Raw genomic sequence first — 26,623 nt, 5'->3', positions numbered from 1 at the left:
AATCCGTCGACAATGGCGAGCGCCACCAGGTCAAGCGCATCGTGGTGAAGCCGGGCGGGCGGCTGTCGCTGCAGAAGCACCATCATCGTGCCGAGCACTGGATCGTGGTCCGCGGCACGGCGCAGGTCACCGTCAACGAGACCGTGAAGACGGTGCACGAGAACGAGTCGATCTACATCCCGATGGGCGCCGTCCACCGGATGGAGAATCCCGGCAAGATCCAGCTGGAGCTGATCGAGGTCCAGACCGGCTCCTATCTCGGGGAAGACGACATCATCCGGATTGAAGACGACTATCAAAGAACCTAAGCAACACCCGAAGTGCGCATTGCGATGATCGGCCGGAGTATGTGAGTCTGATGTCCCGCGACTGTTTGCGGATTTCGGTCAGTACGTGATGTGCGTCCACAAGGACGAGGAGATTGCCGCGATCCCGATCTGCTAACATGGGCCTCGACGAGCTGGTGGCGAACACTGTCAAAGCTGAGCGGCTTGACCATTGACCTGACTAAGCCGACCGCCGCGACCGATGCCGTTTTCATCGCGGTCGGCACGCTCTCCCGATAGCGCAGCCTCACACCGGCGACCGTGGTGGTAACGAGACCGACGGTGCCGGTCGGCACCGGACCAGGGCTCCCAAAGTTCGTGCGTGATTGATAGGAAAAACTCAACGGTTGATTGCGGCCACAACTTCTCCGAGAGTGCAAGTTGACGCTGGAGGATGCTTTGCCGCTTCTTCCGGGAGTTTAGCCTGTCTGCATAATCTCATGGAGGGAGATCAGTCGATCTGAGCTACGTACTTTAGTAAAATTGCTCCGACGTGGCGCTTTGAGGCGAACGAGTTCAAATGGGATGGATATATCAGCCGCGAGGGACCACGCCCATTGATCGCCATGCCGATTGCGTCGTAGATCGGAGCGGGGTGGAGGCGAGCCGAAGGAACGGCTGATGCCAACTACTCTCCAAGAACAACTGGACCAGGTCGAACGCGACATAAAGTTATACATGGAGTTTGATGCAAACGAGAAAGGCCGTTTCAATCGCGAGTCTTACTTGTGGACTGCAGAGGATCGCATCGAGTGGCAGGAGATACAATCTGACAATGCTCAAAGACTCCGAGAACTGCTCGAGGAGCGTGACCATTTGCGCAGCCGGTTGGGCCTATGAAACGACGGTCAGATGATTGCCGTAGATCGCAAGTGCGAAAGATCGCAGCTGCTTCGACATTTCCTTCAAAAACTCAAATGCTCAGCTCGAAAATATCAGTTCGCCGAGACTGAAGAAGCGTCTATGACCGCGTTCACTCTCTTGGCAATTTGCTTAGCGACCGCGCCGTAACATGCATTCCCAAATAGCGGAACCATCTGGTTGGACACACTGAACCAATTGTTTTCATGACAGAAGCAATCCGCACCCGGGCGATATGGGAGGTTTGTAACCGCAAATGATCGCGGGCGAGTTCTTCGTCAAAAAACGGGTGGTGCGGGGTCATCGTTTATGCTGCCGTCAGTTTATCGAAGCCATCGTCGTAGCCGGGCAGCTTACCAAGCGGCCTAACCGGGCCTGATTGAATCCGAATATTAGGGCATGCCGATCGCTATCAAAAAGGCTTGGGGTGGAAATAGATTGCGGTCGTTTGGATCAGCAACGTAAATCTTATCAAAAGTAAGAAGTGCGCGCTTCAGTTCATGAGAGGAATTCGGGCATTCGGTAGGCGCTAAAAATGCATCGTAAATCATGTTGCAGCGTCCGTACTACGGGTCCGAAAGGCTTTAATATCGGTTCGCAAAATTCCCGGTCATTCTGACCTTCCGCAACCAAAAGTCGAACCCGGTCCGCTCCTCAGGGAACTTCGGTCAGCGTCCCTTCAAGTAGAGGCTTATCCGAACCTTTGACTTGGACGACGCCGAGAGCCAAGCCGAGCGGTTGAAAGGCCAAGCTGATAGAGCCGCCGCCGCACGGCGTTTTCAGTTCGGCAGAGGGTCGCGGCGATTTCTAGGATGGACTGGCCCTTGATGATTGCCGATCTCAGCGCGCTATCATCTTCCGGGGTCCACGTGCGACTTGAGTTTACGCTATTCATAACTGGGAATGTCTTTTTTGGTCCAAAGTGCGCAGCCAACCACAGCCTGAAATGACTGTCCACTCCCTCATCCCTTTCAGTGCGCAGTCGTTATGCGGTCGGAGCAAGAAGGAGGGCTGCTTGTTACGGGGGGCAGCAGCGTGGTGTCTGGACCACCGCAGAGGAGATGGTTCAATTTTGTGCGTGAGCGCCTACTATATCGCGTGGCCCCTTCGGGGGAGCGGATGCATACTGTCCGAGTTGAAGATGCCTTCTTGACCCCGACGTCGGGTCTCACGCTGCCTCGATTTTAATCGCTTAATTCCGTTAATTGACCGCGGGCGCGCATAGTCACGCAAAATACTTAGGTGTCGATTGACAGAAGAGAGGTTTGAAGTGCTAGACGCGCTTCGCGGCTTCGCCGCCATTGGCGTCCTGTTCTTTCACCTTTCAATCGTCGGTGCGCGCAGTTGGCACCTCATGGCTATCTGGCGGTGGATTTCTTCTTCATGCTTAGCGGGTTCGTACTTTCGCACTCGTATGCGATGCGTCTTCAGTCTGGCAGGCTAACAGTTGCCAAATTCCTGCAAATTCGCATGAAGAGGTTATTGCCGCTTAGTCTGTTGGGACTCTTATTGGGAACAGGGTATTTCTTACTCCGTTTGGCGCTTCAGAAACATTCGCAATACGCACTTTCTGACATCCTCGGCGGGACGGCCTTCAACGCGACTTTGCTGCCTAAGCCCTGGGTAAGTCAGGCTCCTACAGACACGACATTCCCCACCAACACCCCGATGTGGTCGTTGTCATTTGAAATCGCCGTCAACTTACTTTGGGCGGCGCTGATATTGCGGGTAGATACGAAGTGCGCCTGGGTGATCACCGCTGTCACTGGTGGACTCCTTGCCCTAACGATCCTTAAACACGGTACCGCCGATCTTGGGGCTACGTGGACTACTTTTTTCGGAGGTGCTGTTCGCACCCTGTTCGGCTTCTTTACCGGCGTTCTGGTTTGGCATTACCGCCCCAAACCATTCCTGCCCACACTTCTACTTTGGCCAATGATCCTTCTGCTCGCGACCGTCTTTTGCCTTCCGATCCGAAGCTCTGTTTTCGATGTTGTCTCGATCGTCCTTATCTTTCCACTCCTATTGTATCTGTCCGTCGCTTGCCATCTCCAGCAAAAGCAGCGTCTTCTTAGTGTGCTGGGCCGCCTTTATCCACTCTACATCGTTCACGTTCCAATCCTTGTGACGACGGTCGGTCTGCTAAAGGCAACTCATCTTGAGCAGGCACCCTCTTGTTACCTCTTTGCACTAGTACCAATTTGCATTCTGCTGGCGATCGGTCTGGACAAGTATTACGATTCCCCGATCACATCGGTTCTTGCAAAGCACAGGGTCAGGTCTCTGTAGCTTCAGAGCCTGCCAGCGCCACCGGGCAACCCGAAAGTGCGCGTCATATTCTAGGCACTCGCTGCACAAACCTAAGTCAGCTTCTCTGAGAACCTTTGTCGCGAAAACCGAGCGAGCTGCACTTGCGCCGAGCAGGCGGCACCAGGAGCTTCTGCTCGCGACGCGTCTAATTTGCTAGTCGCGCTTTCAGAAATGCGCTTCAATAATCCAATACATACCGGGTCACTGGATGGTCGCTGATGACGAACAGCCTTGACGAGGCGCGGTACGATGCAGTGGTGTTGGGCGCTGGAATCAGCGGCCTTGTGGCGACATCGATCTTGCTGCGCGACGGCGCGAGGAACGTCCTTGTCGTCGACGAGTACGCCTGGAGCGGTGGAAACCACATCGATTGCAAGGTCGGCGACTACACCTTCGATGTCGGCAGCTACATCTTTCAGGACGATTCGCCGTTATTGGCGCACTTTCCCGAGTTATTACCGCTCTATATTCAAATCTACCCGTCGTGGGGGCGTCTCACTCCGCAAGGCGCAGTAAGTCACTATCCGCTATCCATCAAGGACGATCTGCTTTCAGCCGGTCCGTTGGAATGGCTTTGGATGGTGAGCTCGATCATCTTTGCCCGAACCTTCCGCCGCAGGATCCGAAGTGCCAAGGACTTTGCAACTTTTTGGATTGGAAGGCGGTTACTGGAGCGCACAGGGCTCGGCCATTATCTGAGCCGGTTCTACGGATTTCCCGCCGATCAGGTCGACGTCAAGTTTGCAGAGAAAAGGATGCTTTGGATTAGGGAGCACGCGACGCTGCGAAACCTTGTTGGGCGGGCCTTTCGTCGTGCCCCCAATGTGGCTCCCAATCAACAACTCGTTCGACCGCGGGAGGGCTTCGGATTCCTGTATCGCAAGGCAATGGAGCGGCTCGAAGGCCAAGGCGCGGGCTTTGTGCTGGGGACCAAGATAGCTCGCGTTCAAAGGCAGAACGGTGAGTTTTCGATTGTCCTGGCGAACGACCGTGCGATCGTCGGCCGTCGCCTGGTCTCGACCATTCCCCTAGCACGCATCCAAGATCTGTGTGGTCTGCAAACGCATCGAGAGCTGAAAACCGTGACGTTGCTGACGTTGTTCTATAGCTTTTCCGGTGAGAGAGGCTTCAAGCAACCGATCCTGTACAATTTTTCAAGCGAAGGGGCGTGGAAGCGCCTCACGATTCATTCCGATTTTTACGGCAGGTGCCACGGCCGAGAATTCTTCTCCGTCGAAGTCAATGCTGAGCACGTGGCGCACGACATTAGTACGGCAGATAGCGATTTTAGAACTCACACCTGCGACAACAGGCTGTTTTTGGGCGACCTTCGGCTTGAGGGCGCGCATATGCTTGACAATGCCTACCCGATCTACACCGACCAGGCCGACGAACACGCGGCAAGCACGGTGGCCGCACTGCGCAAGTTAGGCATCGAATCGATTGGACGGCAAGGCAGATTTGACTATCAACCGACCGCTCGCGACTCCACCTTAAAAGCCGAAGCGGCGCTTCGTTCGGATCAGCCCGGTCAGACCTGGTCTAGATCAGATGCGAGCGCGCCCTAGACTTCATCAAGTAGATTGCAACACTTTGTACAGGGCCTGTTGAAGACGCGGTCAACGGGTGCTCGGGCAACAAAGGAGCCTTCGAAGTGGAAATTGGGCGTCACTCAGTGGCGGTCGAGCAGGGTGGGGGTGGAGGTGCGGGCGGGCTCATTCGCCATCTTCCTGACCGCGCCAATGAGGCCGCGCAAGCGACCGCAGTTCGTGCAAAAAACTGGCGTGTCATCGAGGGCTCCGTCAGCACACTGAAACGTAACCGCCAGGGTCGCGCAGTTCGAGCAAACGGATTCGAAAGCTGTGGCCTGGGTCGAGCTCGCTCTCATCATCATCCCTTAATGGTTCGATCGATCTCACAACTCGAGAGTGTCGCAACGGCTTAAAGTCGGATCCCATCGAGCGGTGATCAAATCTTCGGTTCGAATGGTTTTCTGTGCTCGCAGAGGTACCAGGCCTCCTGTCTTCAGAGATGTCTGGTCGGCGAGTCGACTTTCAATATGCTGCATCCTCGAATAGAGCCGGGATGGTAGCCAGCATGATCTTGGTGTCGAGTACCATGGACCAATTGCGCGCGTAGAATGCATCGCAGGCAACGCGCCGGCGGTAAGTGGTTGTACTGCGACCGCTCACCTGCCAAAGGCCGGTAATTCCAGGACGGCAGGCGAGGTAGGCGTCGACCTTGTACGCGTACCGCGCCAGTTCTTCTTCAGTGACCGGCCGAGGTCCGACTATGCTCATGTCACCGCGAATGACATTGAACAACTGAGGCAATTCGTCGAGGCTGGAGCGACGCAGCGCTGCGCCTAACAGCGTGACGCGAGGGTCTGCGCGTAACTTGCGAGTGGCCTTCCACTCGGCGGCGGCCGAAGGATCCGACTCCAACAACCGTTGCAGCCGCTCCGTTGCGTCAGGGGCCATGGTACGGAACTTCAGACAGTCGAAGGTCTGACCATTAAAGCCAACTCGTCTATGACGAAACAGCACCGGTCCTGGCGAGAACAAAATCAAGGCCGAGCAACAGAGCAACAGCAAAGGAGAGAGCAGCAGAATGCCAAAAGCCGCCAATACGAGATCAACCGATCTCTTTACGACTGTACCCACGGGACGCGGTGCTACGTGGGCGGGAGAACGTCTCTTTGCGGAAATGAAAGGCAACTCGCCGCGTGTATCGACCACATTGGCCATTGCGGGAACTCCATAAAACAAAACCTAAAAAGCCTTCGAACTCGTCCCCTCTTTTCTTGCGGTCTCATCGCCCCCAATGCGAGCACATTAAATTCTGACGCGGTGCAAAATTAATACAAGTTTAAAGTTTCGGCAGAGGCAGCGGATTTTTTCAGCGTTGTATCAATTGGGCTCGTGATGACTTGCGATTTGAAAAAGGCGGTAGCAGCGCCGTTACCTTCCTTCAGTTTTGATAATAGGAATAGCGCCGATCAGAATAACCCTCAAAGCGACGCATAAACGCTTCGTCGGTTTTGTTGAGCACGGTGCCAAGCAATCGCTCCGAAACAAGCGGCGATGACTGGATTGCCTTGAGGACCTCGTTGGTGGACGTGCCCCATTCGACCACCATCACAAAGGCGTCAAACAGGCTTGCGACCGCTCTGACGTCAGCTATCGGCAAGATCGGCGGCAAATCGCAAATGATGTAGTCGTAGTCCTCGCGAGCTCGCTCCAGTCCCAGCCTGACCGGTGGCGCACAAAGCACATCCGAGCTGTTCGAGGGCGGTGCCCCAGATGGCGAGGGGACGACATCGAAGTTGAAATTGAGGTCGTTGATGATCACGTCTTTGAGACGCAACCGGTCGACTACCATCCGTTGCAGCCCCAACCGGCGCTCGTAGCCAAGCATTTTGGATAAGGCCGGCTTACGCAAATCCGAATCAATCAGAAGCGTGCGGGCTCCGCTTCTCGCAAGAAATGCGGCAAGCGCCGCGGTGGCGGTTGTCTTCCCTTCACCGGGAAGCGCCGACGTGATGCCGATCACTTTTGGCTTCGCCGGATGCAGGTCGATAGCGACCTTGATGTAACGCAACGCCTCGGCCGTAGCCGAAAAAGGAGCGGCTTTGTTGATCTGCTGGAAGGCGCTGGCGTGACCGCCGCGCCATCGCGTCCGCAGCTTTGAAACAGCTGGGAAAGCGGCCAGGCAGGGCGTGCTCAACAGCTTCTCGAGCTGGTCACGTGTGTGGACCCTTCGGTACATGAATTGCTCTCGGGCTATTGCTGCGAGCGTGCCCAGGCCGAGCCCGCACATCGCTGCGAAAGCCAAGGCGATGGCGAGCTTGGGCGAGCTTGGCTTTGTAGGTGCCGACGCTTCCGTCACCACGCGGGCCTCGGTCGACGGAAACGACTGCTGTTGCACCGACTGGGTGAATCGAGACAGGAAAGCCTCGTAGATGCCACGATAGGTGTTTGCACCCGTTTCCAGCTCCCGCAGGTGAACCTGAGCTTGCCGCGTTGCCCCGGATTGCTGGAAGATCTCGATCATTCGCGTATCGATCGCCTCCTCCTGCGACTTCGCAATCTGGAGTTCGCTCTTATAGCTCTCCGCGATACGAGAGATTTCATCCCACATCGACCGTTGCAGCGCTGCCATTTCGGATCGCAGATTCCTGGCGGCCTCATGCTCGGCCCCATAGCGCGCGCTCCATTCGGCTTGCTTGTTTTGGTTCTCCAGGTATTTCTGACGTAGCTTGGTAATCACCGGACTGTTAAGCGCATCGGTGACAACCGGATCTGGGATCGTGAAGTTCTCCTTCTCAGGTCGTTGTTCGAGAATGCGTTGTATACGCTCGAGCTTGGCGCGAGCTTGGCTGGTGTCGGCGCGAGCTTTGGCCAGTGCGACGCCGAGCTGATCGAGCTCAACCTCGCTCGCCAATTTGCCTTCGACGCCAATGATAATGCCGTTTTCGGCCTTGAAGTCCTGCACGGCTTTGTAGGCATTGCTGGCCTGCTGGCGGAGTTCGCTGATCCGCTGTTCCAGCCAAACGCTGGCGCGTCGGGTAGCCTCGTACTTTGCCTGCAGCCGGTATTCGATATAGGCATCGGCGAAAGCATTGGCGATCCGTGCAGCCTTGTCCGGGTCAAGCGAGGTATAGGCGATCTGCTCGACGTAGCTGCGGCCCAAACGGGTAACGCGCAGATTGTCCTTGAGAACGCCAAGCGCGCGTCGCTCCAGCTCGGCAGACGAAGGCCTTTCTTCGGACGGTTTCGTTAGCCGCAACCATCGGGCCAAGCGGCTTGTGATTGCATTGCCCGAGGCGACGAACTCTGGATCATCCGTGAGACGCAACTTGTTTATGACCGCTTTGCCGACCTTTTCTGACCTAGTGGTCTCGATCTCACTCTCCACAACAGCGTCGTCTACGCCTTGATGTTCCTGGGAATTCTCACTTCGTGGCGAAGTGATTCCCTTGGTATCAACGAACATGTCAGCCTGCGCCGTGAACTTGCGAGGCGCCATCCCGACGTAGAGCGAGCCAAGCGCCAACGAGGCGGCCGTCATGAAGGCAATAAGACGCCATTCGCGACGTAAGAAGTCGCGTAGCAGAAGCAGAGATCTTGCCTGATCAGGGGCGGCTTCTGTCGCCGTCGCATAGGGCCGAAATTCGCCGGCGATGTTCATTCCACGCCCTCAACTCAACTCGTTTTATGAACGCGTACAGTCCAAAAGGAGCGGCTCGCATCTGCTCGCACAAACAAGAATTGGCATTTAAACAAAAAGCAGTATCGCCCATTAAATTGATGTTACAGAGCCCAAATGCCATGCAGGCTGTGCTCAAGAAACAGTCAATTGAGGGTTGAGCTCATGCCGAGCGCTTCCTTGCTTTGCTGTCTCCGATCTGGCGCGTTGGGCGAAAAGGGAATCGATATGCGAACGCATTTTGCGGATGAATGGCTCGCGGCCAAACTGCTGGGCGTGAGCAACGATAGCGTCGGGCTCAAAGGTCATTCGCTCGAATCGGGCAATGCTATTGCTGATGGCATCAATGGTCTGCTCGTCGAAGAAGAGACCAGTCAGGTCGTTTGCGACTGTTTCGGTGGCACCCCCCCGCCCGAAAGCGATCACCGGACGTCCGCTCGCCATGGCCTCTACCGGGACCATGCCGAAGTCTTCTTCTCCAGGGAAGATGAGCGCGCGACAGCGCGCGTAATGGTGCTTGAGTGCCTCGAACGGCTGCGGTCCGAGCACGGAAACGGTCGGGCCGGCGAGGCGGCGAATCTCGGATAACATCTCGCCGCCGCCGATGACTACCAGCTTCAGTTTCAATTCGTTAAACGCGCGTACCGCAAGGTCGGGCCGCTTGTAGGACACGAGTTCGCCGGCCATCAGATAGTAGTCGCCGAGTTCGGAGGAGGGGCACGGCGAGAATGCTGCAGTATCCACTGGAGGATGAATCACGTTGGCGTCGAGACCGTAGTAGCGGCGGATACGGCCGGCGACGGTTGCGGAATTGGCAACGAAGCTATCGACCCGTGCGGCGGAAGCGACATCCCACAGTCTTAGATAGTGCGCAAGCGAGGGCATGGCCAGCCGCGCGAGCGAACCGGCGCTGGCTCGGTAATCGTGAAACATATTCCAGATGTAGCGCATGGGTGTGTGGCAATAGCAGACGTGGAGGGCGTGAGGAGGAGCAATGACGCCTTTTGCCGGTCCGGATTCGCTGCTGAGAATCAGATCATAGTCGCGCAAATCTAGCTGCTCCAGAGCGAGCGGCATGAGCGGGAGATAGGTCTTGTACATGCGTGGAGCGCGCGGTAGCCGATTGATAAAGGTCGAAACAACGCGGTGTTTGCGAATAGTTTCGGAAACCACTTCTGGAACATAGACGTGCGTATAGATGTCCGCCTCGGGATACATCTCGCAAAGAGCTTCGAGGACTTTCTCGCCCCCGCGCATCCCCACAAGCCAATAGTGAATGATCGCGACTTTCATGCAGTCAATCCTTCGCGAATTGATCAAAGATGTGCTGTGATTGCGCATTGGGATCGCGCGGACATCTATGCTTCAGCGTGGTAGGACTTCAGGGGCAGGCGGACAGCCTTCGGCCGGACCAGGCCCGCGCCCGTACACGTGGACATAGTCGACCAACAGCGTGGAAGGATTGGGTGTCTGATCGATCGGCCAACCACCGCCGAGGGCAAGGTTCACAAGAGGGTAGAGTGGACCGTCGAGTTCAGGTGGGGTTGGTTGGCTCCAGACCGGGGTTCTGTCGAAGAAGAACACAACGGCCTGGGGCGAGATATCTACGCCGAAAGTGTGGAAGTCTTGCACGAGCGCATCGTTCGGTACCGTGACCTTCTGCCCCTCGCCCCGGGTCTTCTGCGGTTGTTGCTTGTACCAGATGTGCGTGGCGGCCTGATAAGCGGATGTGAACTGCCCATAATATTCGATGACATCAAGTTCGACGTTTCCTTCCGTCACCGTGGCGGGCTTCAGAGCGGCAAGCCAGAATGCGGGCCACGTTCCCGGACCGGGCGGCATCTTCATACGTGCTTCGAAATAGCCGTACCGGGTTCCGGTCCCGGCGCCGGAAGCATCGGCCGCAGCCAGAAGACCCGACGTCCACTTGCCGTTCCGATCCTTCGAAGCGGTGATGGTGAGAACTCCGTCTTCCACCTTGAATGGCCCCCGCGGTCCCGGATTGGCAAATGCAGCGTCGCCGAAATCGCCCGACCAAGGGGTGTGTGCGGTCCAACGGGCAGCGCCCAGGCGGGTCGCTGAGACACTGAGGTCGTTGAAGTCTTCAAGCAAGACGGGATGAAGTTCACAGGATGCAGGCTGCTCAGCTGCGATCGCAGAACTGAGTGAAATCCCGACCGTGAGCACGACCGACGTGGCTGCCCAGGTCGAGCGTTTTGTTGCATGCCCCTTCTCGGTCATCTCGCTCTCCTTGATCCTGCATCGTGCACTTCGACTATCACACCGCCCCTGCGCGGCTGGTGACCCGAACACCAAAGCCATACAGCGCGCCGACATACACACTGGCGCCGAACAGAGAGATCACTCCCAGTTCAAAAAAGGCAGCCAGATGGATTTCAGGCAGCTTGTATCGCAGGCCCATCACCAGAAGGGTCATCACCGCAGATGCGGCGGCGATTGGCCATAGATTGGCCGCCTCCGAGGCGACGCTTGTTCCGACCAATCGCCGGGCTCCCATCAAGGAGAGGACGAACATGATGAACGAAACCGCGGCCCGTGCCGCCACCACGCCTGCAAGCGAATAGAAGTAGAAACCCAAACACATAAGCAGGATCTTGGCGCACAGCTCGACCATTGTTAGGCGAAACACCAGATGGGTTCGATTGGTGGCCAGCGCCAACGAATGCAGAGGCTGATAGAACGCGCTGAGGACGGTCGATAATGCGAGCCACCGCAAGTAGATTGCAGCCTCGCCCCACTGCGGGCCGAGCAAGACCTCGGCGATCAAGTCCGAGGTCAATGACATTCCGATGCAAGCCGGCGCGGCAAGTGACATCGTAAGTCGGGACGCCTTCGAATAGGCGTGACGAAGCCGGTCCTGGTTTTGGTTGATCTGCGACAGTGCGGCCATGAGAGGCTGCATCGCCGGGCCTATCAGGCTCTGGGTTGGCATCACCGATAGATCGCTGGCGATGGTGTATTGACCCAATGTGGCCTTGCTCGATGAATAGCCAAGCAGGATTCGATCAAACTGCCAGCTCAGGGCGATGATGATCTGGGCGCCGCTGAGCCAACCGAGAAAGCCCGAGAACTCCCGAAACTTCGACAGCGAGAGGTTTGGTCTGTAAGGGGCCAACAGGTAAGACATTGATGTGGCCCCCGCGGACGCTGCGACGCCGCTGGCGACAATGGCCCAGTAGCCAGCGCCAAGTTCCACTGCTGTCGCGGCAATGATCGCCGCGGCGACCTTGCCAAAGATCTCGGCAACAAAGACCGGCCTGAAAGCCAGGCGGCGGGTGTATTCGACCATTCCCGGACTGTACAGGCTGCGAGCTGAGGGTCCGATGGCGCCTACGATGATCAAGCTGGCCAGGCGGGAATCCTGGTAAATCTGCGCAAACGGCCACGCCACCAGCAAAAGCACCAATGTCAAGACGAGGCCTCGGAGAGCGCTCAAGGTGAAGGCAGTATCCAAGTGTGACTTCGTTACGCTTGGCAAGCGCGTCAGGGCCTGCAGCGTTGGTACCTCCAGCACCATATCCGCGATGATCGTCACGGTCGCGGCGAGGGCGGTGAGGCCGAAGTCAGCGGGCGTCAGGATGCGTGCGAGGACCAAAAGCGTGACGAAATCGATAGCCCGGGCTGTTAGCCTGGACGATACAGTCCAAGCGGCGCCCAAGAGGGTTTTGCGGGCAAGCACGATTCAATGCCCGAACATTGCGACGAGGCATTGCCTGGTCGTCGATGCAGAAAGAGTGCCGGTTCGCGCGGCTTTATGAGGCAGTGGCGTCATCGCGAGTGCCTCTGCTTGGAGTTGCTGGTCGCGGGCCGGAGCTCTTGTCGTTCGGCATGATGGTTGCTGCGCGCTCGGGTTCAAGACGGCCCCTCAGAACGTCGGCGAAACCGAGCACGTTGCCGTGAAGTCGGCCCCGCCGATCGATGAAAGGTTCAGGTCTGGCGGCGCGCGCCAGGTTGATGGCGACGTTCCGAACGATCTGCATGGTTGCTTGCCGAGGCGTCATCGTGCCTTTGCGCAGCAAGTAGATTGGATTGACGACTTGGGAATAGCCCAGTCGGTCTCCGGCAACACGGCCCACCTTCTGGCCCATATGCACGCCGCGGGCGCGGGGAGATTTGATCAGGCGGCCGCCTCGCTTCGCAAGCGCCGCGCCAAAATCCCGGTCTTCCTGCCATCCATAGAGGACGAGCCGCTCATCAAAGGTTATGTTGCCGATCGCAGACATGCGGAAAGCCATGTTGCAGCCGTACGGACTGAATGGTTCGATGCGTGGTGCTTCGGGCGACAGCGTGCTTTCCGTCAAGATGCGCAGCGCTTCATCAAAGCTGAGACCCGGTCCGAGGATGCCGTCAGCATAGAGATAGCCAGTGAAGCCGACGACCTCTGGCTCGTCTCGAAACGTTTGCGCGGCCGCGGCCAACCAATCGGGATCCGCCAAAAAATCATCGTCAAAGAACACGATCACGTCGGCCTCATTACTGAGCGCGGCCAACGCGGTATTTCGCTGAGCCGGCAAGCCGCCCGGGCCGGTGACGAGCCGAACGCCGGACAGCTTGGCGGCATCGCCCGCATCCTCACGGTTGACGCAAGACACGATGACGGCGTCCGGCTTGAGGGTCTGGGTCTGCAGCAAGTGAGTCAGGGTAGCCGTCACCGTTTGGGGTCGTCCTCGTGTCGCGATTGCTACCGCCACTCTGGGCAGGCGTCCAACGGTGGTCTCACGCGCTCTCAGAGCCGATGTAGGCTCTCGCATCAGCTCGACATATCCAGCCGCAGTGCGCGCCCAGGAGAACATCTTAATGCGCTCGCGGCCACGCCCGACCAGTTCATCGCGCTGATCGCCGGATGTCGAGAGTTGCCGAATGCACTGCACCCATCGCCGTGGATTGTCGGGCGGAGCGAGCAAAGCGGCATCGCCGCACACTTCACTCATGCTGGCGCGATCCGAGGCAACGACAGGACAACCACGCGCCATGGCTTCGACGATTGGAAGCCCAAAGCCTTCTGTCCACGATGGAAAGATCAAGCACAAGGCGCGATCCATGAGATAGGCGAGATCGTCATCCGTGACGCGGCCGAGCAGGGTCAGGCCGCGAGCGTCCGTTAGACGTTCAGGCGAAAATATGTCCGCGCCGCCACCGGCGACGATCACGCCGATGTTCATTGCGGCGAGTTCCGGCGCGATGGTGCTAACCAGCTGCAGGTTCTTATGCGGAGCGCGCGATCCGAGCGCCAGCACGAACCGAGTGCCGGCCGCAACCTGGCAATCCTTGCGCGCAAGGCTGGGGTCCCAGGCCAAGGCGTGCTCGTGTCCATTTGGAAGCACGGCAATGTCCCCGTCGCGTAGCGGCAGGTGCCGGGCAAGTTGTCGGGCCGAATAGGCTGAAACGGTGGTGATTCTTGCAGCGCGCTTCGCCAACAGCGGTTGCAGGGTGCGATAGATCGCGCGAAACGCTGGTCGATAGCTCTCCGGTGCGTCGAACACGTTGGCGTCGTGGATACACACGACCTGATCCGGTTTGACGGCCGGCGCTGTGTTGCCAAGATTGAGCAACGGTCCGGGCCACCGCCCGGGAAGAACCAATTGCTCCCAGAGGTGTCCGCCGAGATGCCCCGCCGGGATAAGCGGCATAGCTTCAAGCCGAGGATCGGGAGCGGCCTTGGGGGCAATGATCGGAACGATTGCGCCAGACCCGACGAGTGCCTGGTTCATTGCCGCCGTGACGCACTGGGCGTAGCGCTGCACGCCGCTGGTGGGCTGAGTCAGATAGCGGCCATTGACCGCAAAACTGCTGGATGCATTCATGCTTTGGCTCCCGAGGGTTCGGACGGCGTGAGCAACACTCCTTCGAGGTGATCCCGCGGTGAAGCGCAAGCCAGCGCGGCGAGGGCGTAGAACAGCAGACCTTGCTCCACGGATGGAGCCGCCAACGTGTCGCCGATGATGAGAGCAAAACATGCATTGCGCGCTGCTAGGCGAGCGTCGGTCTCATAAGTACGCGGACCATTCAATGGTGCGAACAGGGCTGTTGCCGCGAAAAGGAGGTAGAAGGCAGTTCCCGGAATACCAACGTTGGCAAGCAGTGCGATCGGAAAACTCGATGTGCGGATAGTTCCGAGCCCAACGCCGAAACCAAAGGAGTCAAAGAAGTTCTGCAGGGCAGCCGCGTTCCACTGGCTGCGCTCGACGGCCGAGGTCGAAGAGGATTTGTTGAGAATCAACGTATCGACATAGCTACGCGCCGTTTCGCTGGCTCGCTCGTCGAGGAGCACGCCCAAGATCACGATGACCAAGAGGATCGGCGTACATAGCACGGCCGCGGAACTGAGCGGACGGTTCGGTTGAAAGCCCGATCGCCGCAGAAGGCCGGCGTAGAGGATCAAGCCGACCAGTGGAGCCCCAGCAAATCCTGTCGAGGAGGTTGACAGAACGACCAGCGCCAGCGATGCAAGCGCCATCGGGCCGGTGAGCATTGGCATCCTGCCGCTCAGAAAGAGGGTGCCGGTGAACGCGAACGCTCCGAGAGTGGCGCGCGCGAATGCGGAAGCTTCGGGAAATGAACCGACGATCCGCTTTACACCGTTGACCTGATCATCGGCGTGCATTGTGTACCGGGCGTTCCGCATGAAATCGAGGAGACTTTGGGTGCCCGTCGCATACGTTCCGATGTCCAGCACGGCGAGCAGGACGTTTCCGGCGCAATAGCCGAGTACTGCGGCGACAACGGCGCGAAAACCGGCATGAGTCGTTGCGATCGCGGCCGTGATCCCGAAGCAGGCAAGATCCGCTGCCATGTAGACGGACTGAGTAAAATTGCTGGACACGGGCCCAAGCGGGACGGTTGAGCCGGTGTCGGCGTATTCCGACGCGCCAAGAGGAACGATCTGCGTTGCGCCAGCCAGTAAGCGCGGCATCAGGACAGCAGAGCCGACGCCAAAGATAACCAAGCACAACAGCCAGAATCCGGGTTGGCCGAAGCTCATGGCTCGCATCGCAGCGGCAGCCTCGTGGCGCCGAGCGAGCACTGCCGCCATGGCAAAACTTAAGAACAGGTGTGCCGGTTGAATGTTTGCGCCGCCGACGAGGATGGCGGCGGCCGCGCCAAACAGGGCAGTGCCCATCAGCACGCCGAAAGTGGCGCGATAACCGAGCGGCAGGCAGAGCAACCCGAGTAGGATGGTCAAAATCCCGATCGGTTCTAGCGACATGGCGCACCGCCGGGGTTTGACTCGAGTACGCTGCGACACGTCATAGCCGGAGTCGCGGAGCCAGCGCGGCTGACCGGAGATGGCACGTGAAGTGCTGCTGGATTCGGCATCGGCATTTTCAATGCTGGCGAGCCATCATGCCCCTGATAGAATGTATGGAATCAAGCATCGGTAGCAGAGCGTGCTTAAGAATGGGGAATTGCCGAGCTATTGCGCCCTCACGCCAGAGTTCAAATCGCAGCGATGCCAGCCTGCTCAACACCGGCTGGGGTTGCTCGGCGCGCAATGCCTGCAGCACATCGGGTCTGCCAAAGTCGACGGATCGGCCCGGCACTTCGAGGCATCGCAATTCGCCGGCGGTAGGCCGCGTAATGGCCCGCTTGAGCCGAACCCAGGCGGCATCGGCATCGCGTAATGCCGCTGCCCCGCCGTCGATCGGAAGGCTGTCTACGTAACTGAGCGCGCCGGACAGCAATTCGTTTCCGAGGCTGGAATCGCTGATCCCAAACCGGATGTCGCCGCAATTGGCCGCGACATCCTCTCCCTCGTCGACAAAAGAAGTGACCGAGGGGATCCTTGGCTCGAACAGGCTCTCAATCAGATGCCAATACCGCAGGACTGAGGAACGGACGTCGAGCGGACTATAGCGATTGCGCTCAAGCAAGAGACCGAAAACCTGCTTGAAATGTTCTTCGCTGTGTCCCTTATAGTTTGATCGGGCAAACTGAATGGTTTCAATTTGTAGCGCCGGAAAGGCACTGGCCAATAGCCGCTGCGTGCTTCCGTAGAGACCGGTATCGCACAGCAGAATTCGGCGAGCATCGCCTCGGAGTTTGGCAAAGTGCCGCTCGAATAACGCGTTCTGCACGCGGATGTCAGACAAAACCGCCTTCGCGCGATCGTCGAACAACATGGTCAAGAATAGGTCTGCACGAAATGGCTGCTTCCATTCCTCTGACAGCTCGTAGCGTCCTCCACCAAGGGCACGAGCTACATCCAGAAACGAGCGGCCGCGAAACTCACGGGCAATCTCCTCGAGCGCGGAAGCGCTGCGAACCAACACCGCAGCGCGCGCCGCAACGAGGCGTGAGACCATGAAGTTCTGCCGTGGCATGCCGAGCGGCAGCGAAAGCCGAGCGATGACTCGTTCGAAGACTTCCCTTATTCCAACACCGCCCCGGGCGCAAAACAGCAAGGTCGCCTTGTCGCATGCGTTCACTTCGGCGGCGTATAGCCAAATCAGCAAACAAAACTGAGTGACGATGGGCCCAAGGACAACACGTCCAAACGCGTACGCATTTTCGGGTGGCTCCGCTGAGCATTTGCCGCGCTTTGGTCGCGACAATGCGGCCCGAGCAGCAACCAAACCGCCATTCGCCTTGCGCAAATAGCTGAACCAGACCGGCCGGGGTGTATGAATGACAGTTAATCCATGTGCCGAGGCGCGACGGACGTCGGCATGCGGATCATCGCCGATGTGCAGAATTCGTCCTAAGGACACCCCTTCTGCTTCGGCGACCAGGGCAAACAGGGCACCGTCACGCTTGGTGCATCTCTGATCGGCGCTGCTGTAGATCTGATCAACAATATCGTGCCCATGAAAATGCGAGATTAGTCCATCGAGGTCAGCAGACGACAGCATGGTGTCGCTGACGGCGACAACGCGGCTGCCCGCCGCTCGGCGTGCGCGCAGAAATCCGGCCAAGGTCCGGTTTGCAACGAGCGAGGTCTTCTCGATGTCGAGTTCAATTGCCAATCGCGCAACGCTCAAGGAATCCGGAAGACCCAGCAAGCGAAGTTGCCGATGGATCACGTCGGGCAGTCGGACTTCACCGGAACCGCGCACGGCGAGCGCTCGGAAGGCAATTCGCTCGGCTTCTTGTCTGGCTCTCGCCAGCAGAACAGGTTCGATTTGCCAACCGCGCGCCCGAAGAAGGTTGCTGAATAAATGCTCACCTTGCACAATACGTGAGCGAGCGGAGCGCACGGTTCGCAGCAGAAGCGTATCAAAGACGTCGACGGATATCAGATCGATTCCATCGGCGGCTCTGACGCGCTCGGCTAGCCTATGTGATTTCATAAATTACCAAACTCCAACGCACCGAATGACGCAAAACACGCGTAACGGTCGCAAATTGATTTGTGCTAGGCGGGCTCCGCAATTAGATGTTGCTCAGATCAATAAATTGCTTGTAGCATTTTGCGTGCCAACTCTGAGGGGCGTTCATATTTAAGAATTATATGGACCGGCGAATTACCAGCCGAATTCTCACGATCTCAGCTGACCGTTCCAGCGAGGGGTATTTAGAGAATAATGATGCGATCGCTTACTAAGCATGGGATTTCCGCGCTCGCTTCTGTTGCCTCCAGGGCCGCACAAAGCGCGTCGTTGCGCAGGATGATCTTCAATGGCATCCGCTTGCGGCGCCCTGAAGTGGAACGTTTTGGTCGGATGGACGAGATCCGCTTCTTGGCCTATTGCTTTCTGAATCGCGATCGATCGCGATCGCAAATACTTCAAGACCTGTGGGTCAGCTACGAGCTCGGAGAGAAGCAGGGCGGATTCTTTGTTGAGTTTGGTGCAACCAACGGCGTTACGAATAGCAACACCTGGCTATTGGAAAAGGAATACGGCTGGCAAGGAATTCTAGCTGAGCCGAATCCAATCTGGCACGACGCGCTCGCACAGAACCGGACTTCGCGCAAGGATCGTCGGTGCATCAGCTCTAGCTCAGGCAAGAAGGTGCGTTTCTTGGTAACGAACGAAGTGGATCCGGAGCTCAGCGGGGTAGCCGAGTTCGCTTCGGGTGACCACTTTGCAGCTGTGCGTTCTGCCGGCCAAGAGATCGAAGTTGAGACGGTTTCGCTGAACCAGCTTCTGGCGGACTGCAATGCCCCTCGCAGGATTGACTACATGTCGATCGATACCGAGGGGAGCGAGTACGACATTCTAAAGAGCTTCGATTTCTCCCGCTACAGCATCGATTTACTCAGCGTGGAGCAGAATCGGCAAACGGAAGCTGCGATTCAGGCGCTTCTTGCGACGCACGGATACAAGCGAGTCTTCGCGGAGTTCTCGCAGTGGGACGGTTGGTATGTCCATTCGGAGCGCATGACCACTCGGCGTGGCACGAATCTTGACCGGCGCTTTGGTGCAAGCCCCGTTCAGGTGACGTTGGTCGAGAAAACGAATGGCTGACCAAACCCGGACTGAGCTTTGAATGAAAGAGTTTTCAGCACGAGCAAGAATGCCGAACACATGTCATCGTTAGAGCCCGCGGCTGAAGCAAAGCGCATCAATGTCGCGATGCTGCTCAGCTGCAGTTCCTTCGAAGGGTTTTTTGGGTGGGTGCAGGGTCAGACGCGCGCCAGTTATCTCGAGCGCTATCGAAACGACTGGGCGTGGTACTATGCTCGCGGTTTGAGCCGAAACGGGATTAGGCCGATGCTCTATATCCCCTCGCTGCGGGAGTCAGGAAAATTCGCTACCGATGTTGGGATCGACGTTCGATTTCTGCCGCTCGAGAACTGGTACCAGCTGATCGAACAGGTGTGGGTCAAGCGCGTGTCGCGCCGTTCGCGCTGGTCCTTATATGCTGAGGAACGGCTGAACACGATTGCATTTATGCGGCCGCTTCGGAAAGCGCTGGCAGCGGACAAAATTGATCTGCTGTACGTTCAGGAATATTGGAGCGGCAGGTTCGATCACCTCGCAGGTCGAATTGATCTGCCAATCGTAGGTGCAGATCATGGTGGCCTATCGGATCGTGTCGTGAAGCTGTTCAAACGCGATAGCTTTTGCAGGGCGGCGTTGCTCTATGGTCAAACCGAGCAGGAGTGTCGCATCGTTAGTCGATATGGCGGTCGATCCCGTCTCCAGCCGAACGGCTGCGACGTATCGGAGTTCTTTCCAGACGCGGCCGCGAGCCGTTCCAAGACAATCCTGACGATCACGCGTTTGACCAACAGGCAAAAACGCACGACCGACCTAATTCGCGCGCTCGCCAACCTGCCAGAGGAATGGACGCTGGATATCGTTGGCACGGGGCCCGACAAGGACCTGATGCGGGGGCTCGTGGCCAAACTCGGCTTGTCGCATCGGGTGCGATTTCATGGATTTGTCGACCGGTCCGAGGTGCGCGCGTTGCTGTGCCGGTGCGGCGTATACGTGATGCCCTCGGCGAACGAGGCGGTGGCACTTGCTGTACTGGAGGCAATGGCTTGTGGTGCGGCGGTGGTTCTGAGCCGCATACGGGCGTTTGAGCAATTGGTCACGCACGGAGTTAATGGAGTGCTGTTTCCCGTCGGTGACGTCAGAGGTCTATCCGCTGCTATCCTAGATGCCTGGCGCGATCGCCAATCACTTGGCCGAGCAGCAAGCAAAACCGTCCACGAAAGCTACAATGCGGAGAAGTTGTACGCGGAGCTTGCAGATAGTTTGCGAAGATCCGCTCACCACACTGTAGCTACCACGGCGGAATCAAGCTTGAACTTGGAGGCTTTGTCTTAGCGGCATGAGGCGGGAAATTATAGGCGACGGCTCCCTCATCTTTGAGAAGGTTTGCGCAATGAAGGAATTATACGAGGGTGATGCTTACGGAAAGAACAATCCGACGTGGCACGAGGAGGATGCGCCGTGGAAGGCCAGTCACGTCGCGCAGATGATCCGGCGAAACAATATCCCAACCCAGCGCATATGCGAGATTGGCTGCGGGACTGGCGAGATCTTGTTGAACCTGGAAAGGACATTTCCGGATGCGCGGTTATCGGGGTACGAAATCTCGCCCGATGCGTTCAGGCGCGCAGCAGCAAAAAGTACTCAACGCACAAAGTTTCACCTAAGCAACCTTCTGGGCGAACACGATTTGGAATTTGATGTTATCCTCGCAATTGACGTGATCGAACACGTTGAGGACTATATTTCATTTATAAAGCAGTTGCGTCGGTTCGGAACATTTAAGATCTTTCACATCCCGTTGGATCTCTCCGCGCAATCCATCCTGCGGGCCTGGCCGATTGCCGACCTCAGACGCAATGTCGGACATATTCACTACTTCTTCAAACAGTCGGCGTTGGCCACGCTCGAGGATTGCGGCTACACGATTGTCGATCATTGTTACACCGCCAGCCGGTTGGAATTGCCCAATCAGGCATTCACAAGTCGTCTCATGCGACTGCCTCGCCGCTTGATGTTTGCGTTCAATGCGGATCTCGCGGTGCGCTTGCTAGGCGGCTACTCGCTGCTGGTCGTCGCAAAATGAGGACCGATCGGAAAGTCGGCTGGGAATGCGGTCATAGGCTGAGCCCGGTGATCGGCCTCAGTTGGAAGCGATCGATTCTGAATTGGACCTTCGCTTATCCGCTGCAGCCAGCTGGTCTGGCGCAATCAGCTTGCGCGGATAGGCGCGATACAGCGCGCGGATAGTGACCCCGACAAAGTAACCGCCTTGCAAGATGGCTTGGGTGGCCAGAACTGCAAGCACGGTTTCAAGCCCGCCGAGACGCTGATTAAGTGTCAGGAAGATCGTGACAAACAGGACAAGCAAGGCAAAGGGGAGCAATGCCCGAAATCGGAAGCGCAGCCCCAATACCGCTCCGAAAATTGCTAGTCCAATCGCCGCGTATTCCATTCCAATGCCCTGCGATGCGCGAAGTCCCTTCGGGAGAGCTGAGCTGAACCAACGTCCTTGCGAGCGGTTTCGTGCCCCTCACGCCGCTTGGGGCCGGAGTTCGATACCTTGCCTCGCTTCCACTGACGACCTGTTGCGAGAACGTAAACTCGTAGTGTGGCAAGATCTTGTGGCGGTGCAGCACTCACCGGGCGCCAAACCGGTTTGGTGCATTCGAACAATAACTTAGGCCTGCTTGTCAGGCCAAGCCCTGTGGAAGCCACCGACGAGCCAGAATAGCAAGCAGAGGAACCAGATCAAGTTGGAGGTTCCCCCCGTCAACGGATTTTTTCGCCACAGGGTTTGGTGTTTCGACCGATGGCACCTTGGCAGGGTATTTGCAGCGCAAGCACCGTTGTTTGTATTTTAGCTGAGGTCAATCATCCCGGTGAACGCGCTGGACCAAGGACTGGGGTCTGTTGCCTCTTCCCTGGCTATCTGCCGCAGGTGTGCATGCGTATTGTACAATTACTCAATCATACACGCCGGCTGAATGGTCATGTGCATGCGGCCGTGGACCTCGCCTGTGCGCAGGTGAAACTCGGCCATAAAGTCGCAATCGTGAGTGGCGGCGGCGATTTTGATGCCCTGCTCGCGGACAACAACGTCGAAACCATCCGCATCGGTTTGGAGCGTCGACCGAAGCAGCTGCTGCAGGCCACGCTGTCGCTCTATCGGCTTATGCGCGATTGGCGGGCGGAGGTGGTTCATGCCCATATGATGACCAGCGCCGTCATTGCCTGGCCAATTTGCAAGTTGCTCGGAATCCCGCTCATCACGACCGTTCACAATGAATTCGAGCGAAGCGCAGTCCTCATGGGCCTCGGAGCGAGAGTGATCGCGGTTAGTGCAGCCGTTGGCAAGTCAATGCGAAGACGAGGCATCCCACAGTCGAGGATCCGCGTGGTTCTGAATGGGACAATCGGTGCAGCGCGTTTCGAGCAAAAGGACCGCACGCCAGCCTCCCTTCAATCACCGGCGATCGTGTTCGTTGGCGGACTGCATCCGCGAAAAGGGCTATCGGACCTCTTTTCAGCGTTCGATATGGTTTACGCTGCGCTCGGAGCAGGACGCCTATATATTGTCGGAGACGGTCCGCACCGCGAGCAATATGCCGTCCAGGTCAGCTCGATGGCATGTGCGTCAGCGGTGACCTTCTTGGGCGCTCAAGATAATCCGTTTCCGTTCCTGTCAGGAGCGGACGTATTCGTGTTGCCCTCGCATGCTGATCCCGCTCCGCTGGTGCTGTCGGAAGCGCGGGAAGCTGGCTGCGCCATCGTGGCGACTGAGGTCGACGGAATTCCTGAATTGCTTGAACAGGGAAAAGCAGGCGTTCTCGTTCCCGTGGGCGACCCGCAAAGACTTGCTGAAGTATTGCGCTGTTTACTCCAGGACCGACAAGCCGTGCTGGAATGGAAAAAGAAAAGTCAGTTCAATGTAGAGTTTCTTACAATTGAGCGAGTCGCTCGGCAAACGCTCGCGATTTACGAAGAGGCGTCTGGTCACATTCATGCTCACGCCTGAAGCAAGCAATGTCAGTGACCCAGCTCCAGCGACGGCGTGCTCGAGAATAGAGGCAATCGATGCTCCTAAGCTCGCTGTCATCATCACCTGCTTCAATTACGAGGCTTACATTGAGCGAGCGATCAAGAGCGTCTTAGACCAGAACTGCGATGCCTGCGAACTCCTGGTGGTGGACGATGGCTCAACTGACGGCTCCTGGGAGACGATTACCCGCTGCGCGGTGACTGCATTCAAGATCGAAAACCGAGGGCAGCTAGGGGCGTGCCTGTTTGGGCTAGAAAAGACCCAAGCAAGATTCATCTTGTTCCTCGACGCCGACGATGAGCTCAAGCCAGGTTCACTGGCCAGAATCTTGGCGGAATTGGACGAGCGGGTTGCAAAACTTCAATTTGGTCTGACGCTCATCGATGCCGAAAGCAGGCCTATCGGATCGTTTTCGTCGCTCGAATCGTTTCGGGAGCGCGACCGATTGGTCAATGAGGTGCTCAAACGCGGCGTCTACAAGACGCCACCGACGTCTGGGAACGTATTTCGTCGGGATGTCTGCGAGCTGCTGCGCGAAGTGGATTATGACAAGGCCGTTGACGGGGTGGTTTTGTTTGTTGCTCCGTTCCTTGGGGACGTCGTCAGCCTTTCCGAAGAGCTGGGAAACTACCGCGTGCACGGCCTCAACGATTCGCAGCTCGGTCAGCTTCCAAGCGCTTCGTTGCTACAGCGCGATATCAAGAGGTTTGTGGCGCGTACAGAGCATTTGCGCACGATTCTCGCTCGAGTGGCTCCGGGCCGAAGATTGGTTGAGCCGCAGGGCGCCTTTTACTATCGCGAGCGCAGCTTCTGCCTCCAGATTGTATCGGGAAGCAGCTCACGCGCTTCGATGCTGCCGAAACTGATGGCCAGTGTTGGCTCTGAGCCTTTCCCAATCGTTCAAAAAATTGCACTGGTTGCTTTCTTTGCGCTTGCGGCCATGCTGCCTCGCGAACCAGCCAGAGCACTGATGGCCTACAGGTCTCGAAACCGGAGACGATCGGGACTTCTCCGATTGCTTCGCGGCGCTAGATAGGGCGCTGCTACTGGCCCGGTAGCGGCCCCCTCTCGATGCCGCTGTTTAGGGCGTCGGACCGGTTGCCGCCACGTGCCGAGCTATCGGTGTTCCACCCAACTATCAAACTAGATCATGGAAGCTGAAGAGTTGGCCGAGCACGTTTCCGATGGCGCCTTGCGGAAGGTTCGCTCCGTTGAAGCTGACGGAGTCCACGTAAAGATTGCGGTCGGTATTCGGGGTGCCATCCCAGCGGTCGTTGAGGAGGTGAACCAGGACAGTGTGATCGCCGGGTCCCCAATCCCCGTGCACGGCAATGGTGTCGGATTGACCGGCCGCATGCGATGCATGGGCGGTCAATGTCCCGCCGATCTGGTTGCCATCGACCGAGATGGTGTAGAGCGCGTCTCCAAGATAGGCATCTTCGCTGATCTCGAACACGAGTTGATCCGGACCGGCGCCGATGGATGTTGATGAGCCGTTTTGTGTTTTTGAAGGCGTGCCGGTTGAATTTGTCGGCGGTGGGGGCGTTATCACCGGCGTGGTCGGGTCGGCCGATGCAGCATCATGGAAGCTGAAGGTCTGTCCGAGCACGTTTCCGATGGCGCCTTGCGGAAGGTTCGCTCCGTTGAAGCTGACGGAGTCCACGTAAAGATTGCGGTCGGTATCCCAGGTGCCGTCCCAGCGGTCGTTAAGGAGGTGAACCAGGACAGTGTGATCGCCGGGTCCCCAATCCCCGTGCACGGCAATGGTGTCGGATTGACCGGCCGCATGCGATGCATGGGCGGTCAATATCCCGCCGATCTGGTTGCCATCGACCGAGATGGTGTAGAGCGCGTCTCCAAGATAGGCATCTTCGCTGATCTTGAAGATGAGTTGATCCGGACCGGCACCGATCGATAGTGATGAGCCGTTTTGTGGTTGTGAAGGCGTACCGGTCGAATTTGTCGGCGGTGGGGGCGTTATCACCGGCGTGGTCGGGTCGGCCGATGCAGCATCATGGAAGCTGAAGGTCTGTCCGAGTACGTTTCCGATGGCGCCTTGCGGAAGGTTCGCTCCGTTGAAGCTGACGGAGTCCACGTAAAGATTACGGTCGGTATTCGGGGTGCCATCCCAGCGGTCGTTAAGGAAGTGAACCAGGACGGTGTGATCGCCGGGTCCCCAATCCCCGTGCACGGCAACGATGTCGGACTGACCGGCCACATGCGATGCATGGGCCGTCAGTGTCCCGCCGACCTGGTTGCCATCGACTGAGATGGTGTAGAGCGCGTCTCCAAGATAGGCATCTTCGCTGATCTTGAAGACGAGTCGATCGGGACCGGCGCCGATCGATGTTGATGTCGGCGTTGCTTGGGGTGTGCTCGACGCAGTTACAGCACCGTAGGTCCCGGGATCATCACCCGCGGGAGATGAGACTGGCTCTAGAGAAACGGCTGTGGCCGACGGGTCGGCAGAATAAACGCGGATGTAATCGATCTTAATGGTGATAGGTACCTGCGCGAGGCTGGCGGGCTCTTGCGTAGCCAGATTCGCCAGAAGGTACATTGGTTGATGCATGTCGCTCGGCGTTGCGCGACTCCCAACCAGCTGGCCATCGACATAGAAACTGATCTGCTCATTCTGCCAATTCACGCCATAGGTATGATAGCCACCAGGATTTGGCAATTCGCTGTAGACCTGGAGCTGCGTCTGCCAGTTTTCATTCAGCACTGGGTCGGTTGTGTGAATGGTGCTGTATACCCCTTTGCTCCAGATGCCATAGTGCTCAACCACATCGAGTTCTTGCCACCGCCCGAGCCCGTTCGGGTCAGGAAGATTTTTCACGGGCAGCAGCCAAAATGCGTCCCAAGCACCCGGTGAGGACGAGAACTCTGCCCGTATCTCGAAGTAGCCGTACTGTTGCGAGAAACTTCCCTGGGTTGTTATCAGTCCGGACTCCCAGCTTCCCGGAACTCCGAATGGAGTACGATCCGGAACAGCGGTAATCGCAAGCGCTCCTTGGGAAACAGAGAAAGGATCGTATCCCGAGCTGGGGTCGACGAACGAGCTGGTGCCGAAGCCAACGTCGGACGCCGCATCGCCCCGCCATTCGGCTCTGGTGTCCGCCCACTTCGTGCCGACGCCAGTAAGTGAAATGCTCCTGGAATTGAATTCATCGTCGAAAGTCAGCTTGTAGCCGCTAAGATCGATCATCGAAAATCTCCGCGAGTAAAGCCCTGAGCGGTACGAACGAAATATCTACGCGAGAAACGAATGCTTCGAAGTTGCTGCGGTTAAACGTGCGAGAGACTTGATCGCGATGCGTTGTTCGTTCGACGGCTCGGAGTATCAAACTTGCGTCAGTACACAGTTCACACGAATCGGATCGTCAGTGTCGGCATGTGAGGGCCTGACATACCGCACGCCCTTCGAGAGCGAACTTAATGGACCGGATTCACCGCGATCTCTCTCGACTATA

General features: G+C 57.5%; 18 protein-coding genes. 8 read left to right on the top strand and 10 right to left on the bottom strand.

Annotation, left to right across the window (positions count from 1 at the left end; translation table 11 throughout):
- The 3 genes from I6F12_RS34445 to I6F12_RS34435 form a co-directional block, all read left to right on the top strand.
- Positions 1-308: cupin domain-containing protein (locus I6F12_RS34445; protein WP_225158301.1), on the top strand; the 308-nt coding region annotated here is incomplete at its 5' end.
- Between the two features lie 2,223 nt (positions 309-2,531).
- Positions 2,532-3,476 carry an acyltransferase gene (locus tag I6F12_RS34440; RefSeq protein ID WP_225158300.1) on the top strand — a complete coding sequence of 315 codons (945 nt, stop codon included), beginning with the start codon at positions 2,532-2,534 and terminating at the stop codon, positions 3,474-3,476.
- A gap of 239 nt (positions 3,477-3,715) precedes the next feature.
- Entirely contained in the window at positions 3,716-5,065 is a 1,350-nt protein-coding gene (locus tag I6F12_RS34435) for an NAD(P)-binding protein (protein WP_225158299.1), read from the top strand.
- A 486-nt stretch (positions 5,066-5,551) separates the two neighbouring features.
- On the opposite strand, the gene I6F12_RS34430 is transcribed toward I6F12_RS34435, so the two are convergent.
- The 8 genes from I6F12_RS34430 to I6F12_RS34395 form a co-directional block, all read right to left on the bottom strand.
- Entirely contained in the window at positions 5,552-6,244 is a 693-nt protein-coding gene (locus tag I6F12_RS34430) for a sugar transferase (RefSeq protein ID WP_225158298.1), read from the bottom strand.
- Positions 6,245-6,467: 223 nt separating this feature from the next.
- On the bottom strand, positions 6,468-8,687 hold the full coding sequence (locus tag I6F12_RS34425; RefSeq protein WP_225158297.1) for an AAA family ATPase: 2,220 nt from the start codon (positions 8,685-8,687) through the stop codon (positions 6,468-6,470).
- A gap of 153 nt (positions 8,688-8,840) precedes the next feature.
- Positions 8,841-9,998 (bottom strand): glycosyltransferase, encoded by a 1,158-nt coding sequence (locus I6F12_RS34420; protein ID WP_225158296.1) that lies wholly within the window; start codon positions 9,996-9,998, stop codon positions 8,841-8,843.
- Between the two features lie 72 nt (positions 9,999-10,070).
- On the bottom strand, positions 10,071-10,946 hold the full coding sequence (locus tag I6F12_RS34415) for a glycoside hydrolase family 16 protein (protein WP_225128182.1): 876 nt from the start codon (positions 10,944-10,946) through the stop codon (positions 10,071-10,073).
- 37 nt (positions 10,947-10,983) lie between these two features.
- Positions 10,984-12,405: an oligosaccharide flippase family protein gene (locus tag I6F12_RS34410; protein WP_225158295.1), complete on the bottom strand. Its 1,422-nt coding sequence runs from the start codon at positions 12,403-12,405 to the stop codon at positions 10,984-10,986.
- Positions 12,406-12,478: 73 nt separating this feature from the next.
- Positions 12,479-14,530: a glycosyltransferase gene (locus I6F12_RS34405; protein WP_225158294.1), complete on the bottom strand. Its 2,052-nt coding sequence runs from the start codon at positions 14,528-14,530 to the stop codon at positions 12,479-12,481.
- Positions 14,527-15,933, bottom strand: coding sequence for a hypothetical protein (locus tag I6F12_RS34400; protein ID WP_225158293.1), 1,407 nt, complete (start codon positions 15,931-15,933; stop codon positions 14,527-14,529). The genes I6F12_RS34405 and I6F12_RS34400 overlap by 4 nt, the downstream gene beginning before the upstream one ends.
- Positions 15,934-16,051: 118 nt before the next feature.
- Positions 16,052-18,013, bottom strand: coding sequence for a hydrolase (locus I6F12_RS34395; protein WP_225158292.1), 1,962 nt, complete (start codon positions 18,011-18,013; stop codon positions 16,052-16,054).
- Between the two features lie 234 nt (positions 18,014-18,247).
- On the opposite strand from I6F12_RS34395, the gene I6F12_RS34390 reads away from it, so the two are divergent.
- From I6F12_RS34390 to I6F12_RS34380, 3 genes are read left to right on the top strand one after another with little or no spacing between them, the layout of a single operon-like run.
- Entirely contained in the window at positions 18,248-19,132 is an 885-nt protein-coding gene (locus I6F12_RS34390) for an FkbM family methyltransferase (protein ID WP_345944203.1), read from the top strand.
- 60 nt (positions 19,133-19,192) lie between these two features.
- Positions 19,193-20,443 (top strand): glycosyltransferase family 4 protein, encoded by a 1,251-nt coding sequence (locus I6F12_RS34385; protein WP_225158291.1) that lies wholly within the window; start codon positions 19,193-19,195, stop codon positions 20,441-20,443.
- Positions 20,444-20,501: 58 nt separating this feature from the next.
- A complete protein-coding gene (locus I6F12_RS34380; RefSeq protein WP_225158290.1) occupies positions 20,502-21,194 on the top strand; it encodes a class I SAM-dependent methyltransferase in 693 nt (230 codons plus the stop codon).
- Positions 21,195-21,251: 57 nt separating this feature from the next.
- Here I6F12_RS34380 and I6F12_RS34375 read toward each other — a convergent pair whose 3' ends face one another.
- Positions 21,252-21,563: a hypothetical protein gene (locus tag I6F12_RS34375; protein ID WP_225158289.1), complete on the bottom strand. Its 312-nt coding sequence runs from the start codon at positions 21,561-21,563 to the stop codon at positions 21,252-21,254.
- 492 nt (positions 21,564-22,055) lie between these two features.
- Here I6F12_RS34375 and I6F12_RS34370 point away from each other — a divergent pair, with 492 nt between their 5' ends.
- Together I6F12_RS34370 and I6F12_RS34365 are read left to right on the top strand one after the other, a co-directional pair.
- Positions 22,056-23,126, top strand: a complete 1,071-nt coding sequence (locus I6F12_RS34370) for a glycosyltransferase family 4 protein (RefSeq protein WP_225158288.1) — start codon at positions 22,056-22,058, stop codon at positions 23,124-23,126.
- Positions 23,113-24,186, top strand: a complete 1,074-nt coding sequence (locus I6F12_RS34365) for a glycosyltransferase family 2 protein (protein WP_225158287.1) — start codon at positions 23,113-23,115, stop codon at positions 24,184-24,186. Before I6F12_RS34370 ends, I6F12_RS34365 begins: the two co-directional genes overlap by 14 nt.
- A 102-nt stretch (positions 24,187-24,288) precedes the next feature.
- On the opposite strand, the gene I6F12_RS34360 is transcribed toward I6F12_RS34365, so the two are convergent.
- The gene (locus tag I6F12_RS34360) at positions 24,289-26,358 is read right to left on the bottom strand and encodes a carbohydrate-binding domain-containing protein (RefSeq protein WP_225158286.1); all 2,070 of its coding nucleotides are present in this window, start codon (positions 26,356-26,358) and stop codon (positions 24,289-24,291) included.
- Positions 26,359-26,623: the final 265 nt, after the last annotated feature.

Origin of the sequence: Bradyrhizobium sp. IC4059, from assembly GCF_020193615.1 — a bacterium.
Lineage (GTDB): Bacteria > Pseudomonadota > Alphaproteobacteria > Rhizobiales > Xanthobacteraceae > Bradyrhizobium > Bradyrhizobium yuanmingense.
The sequence above is the reverse complement of the archived record's forward strand: the minus strand, read 5'-3'. Positions and strand labels throughout refer to the sequence as shown.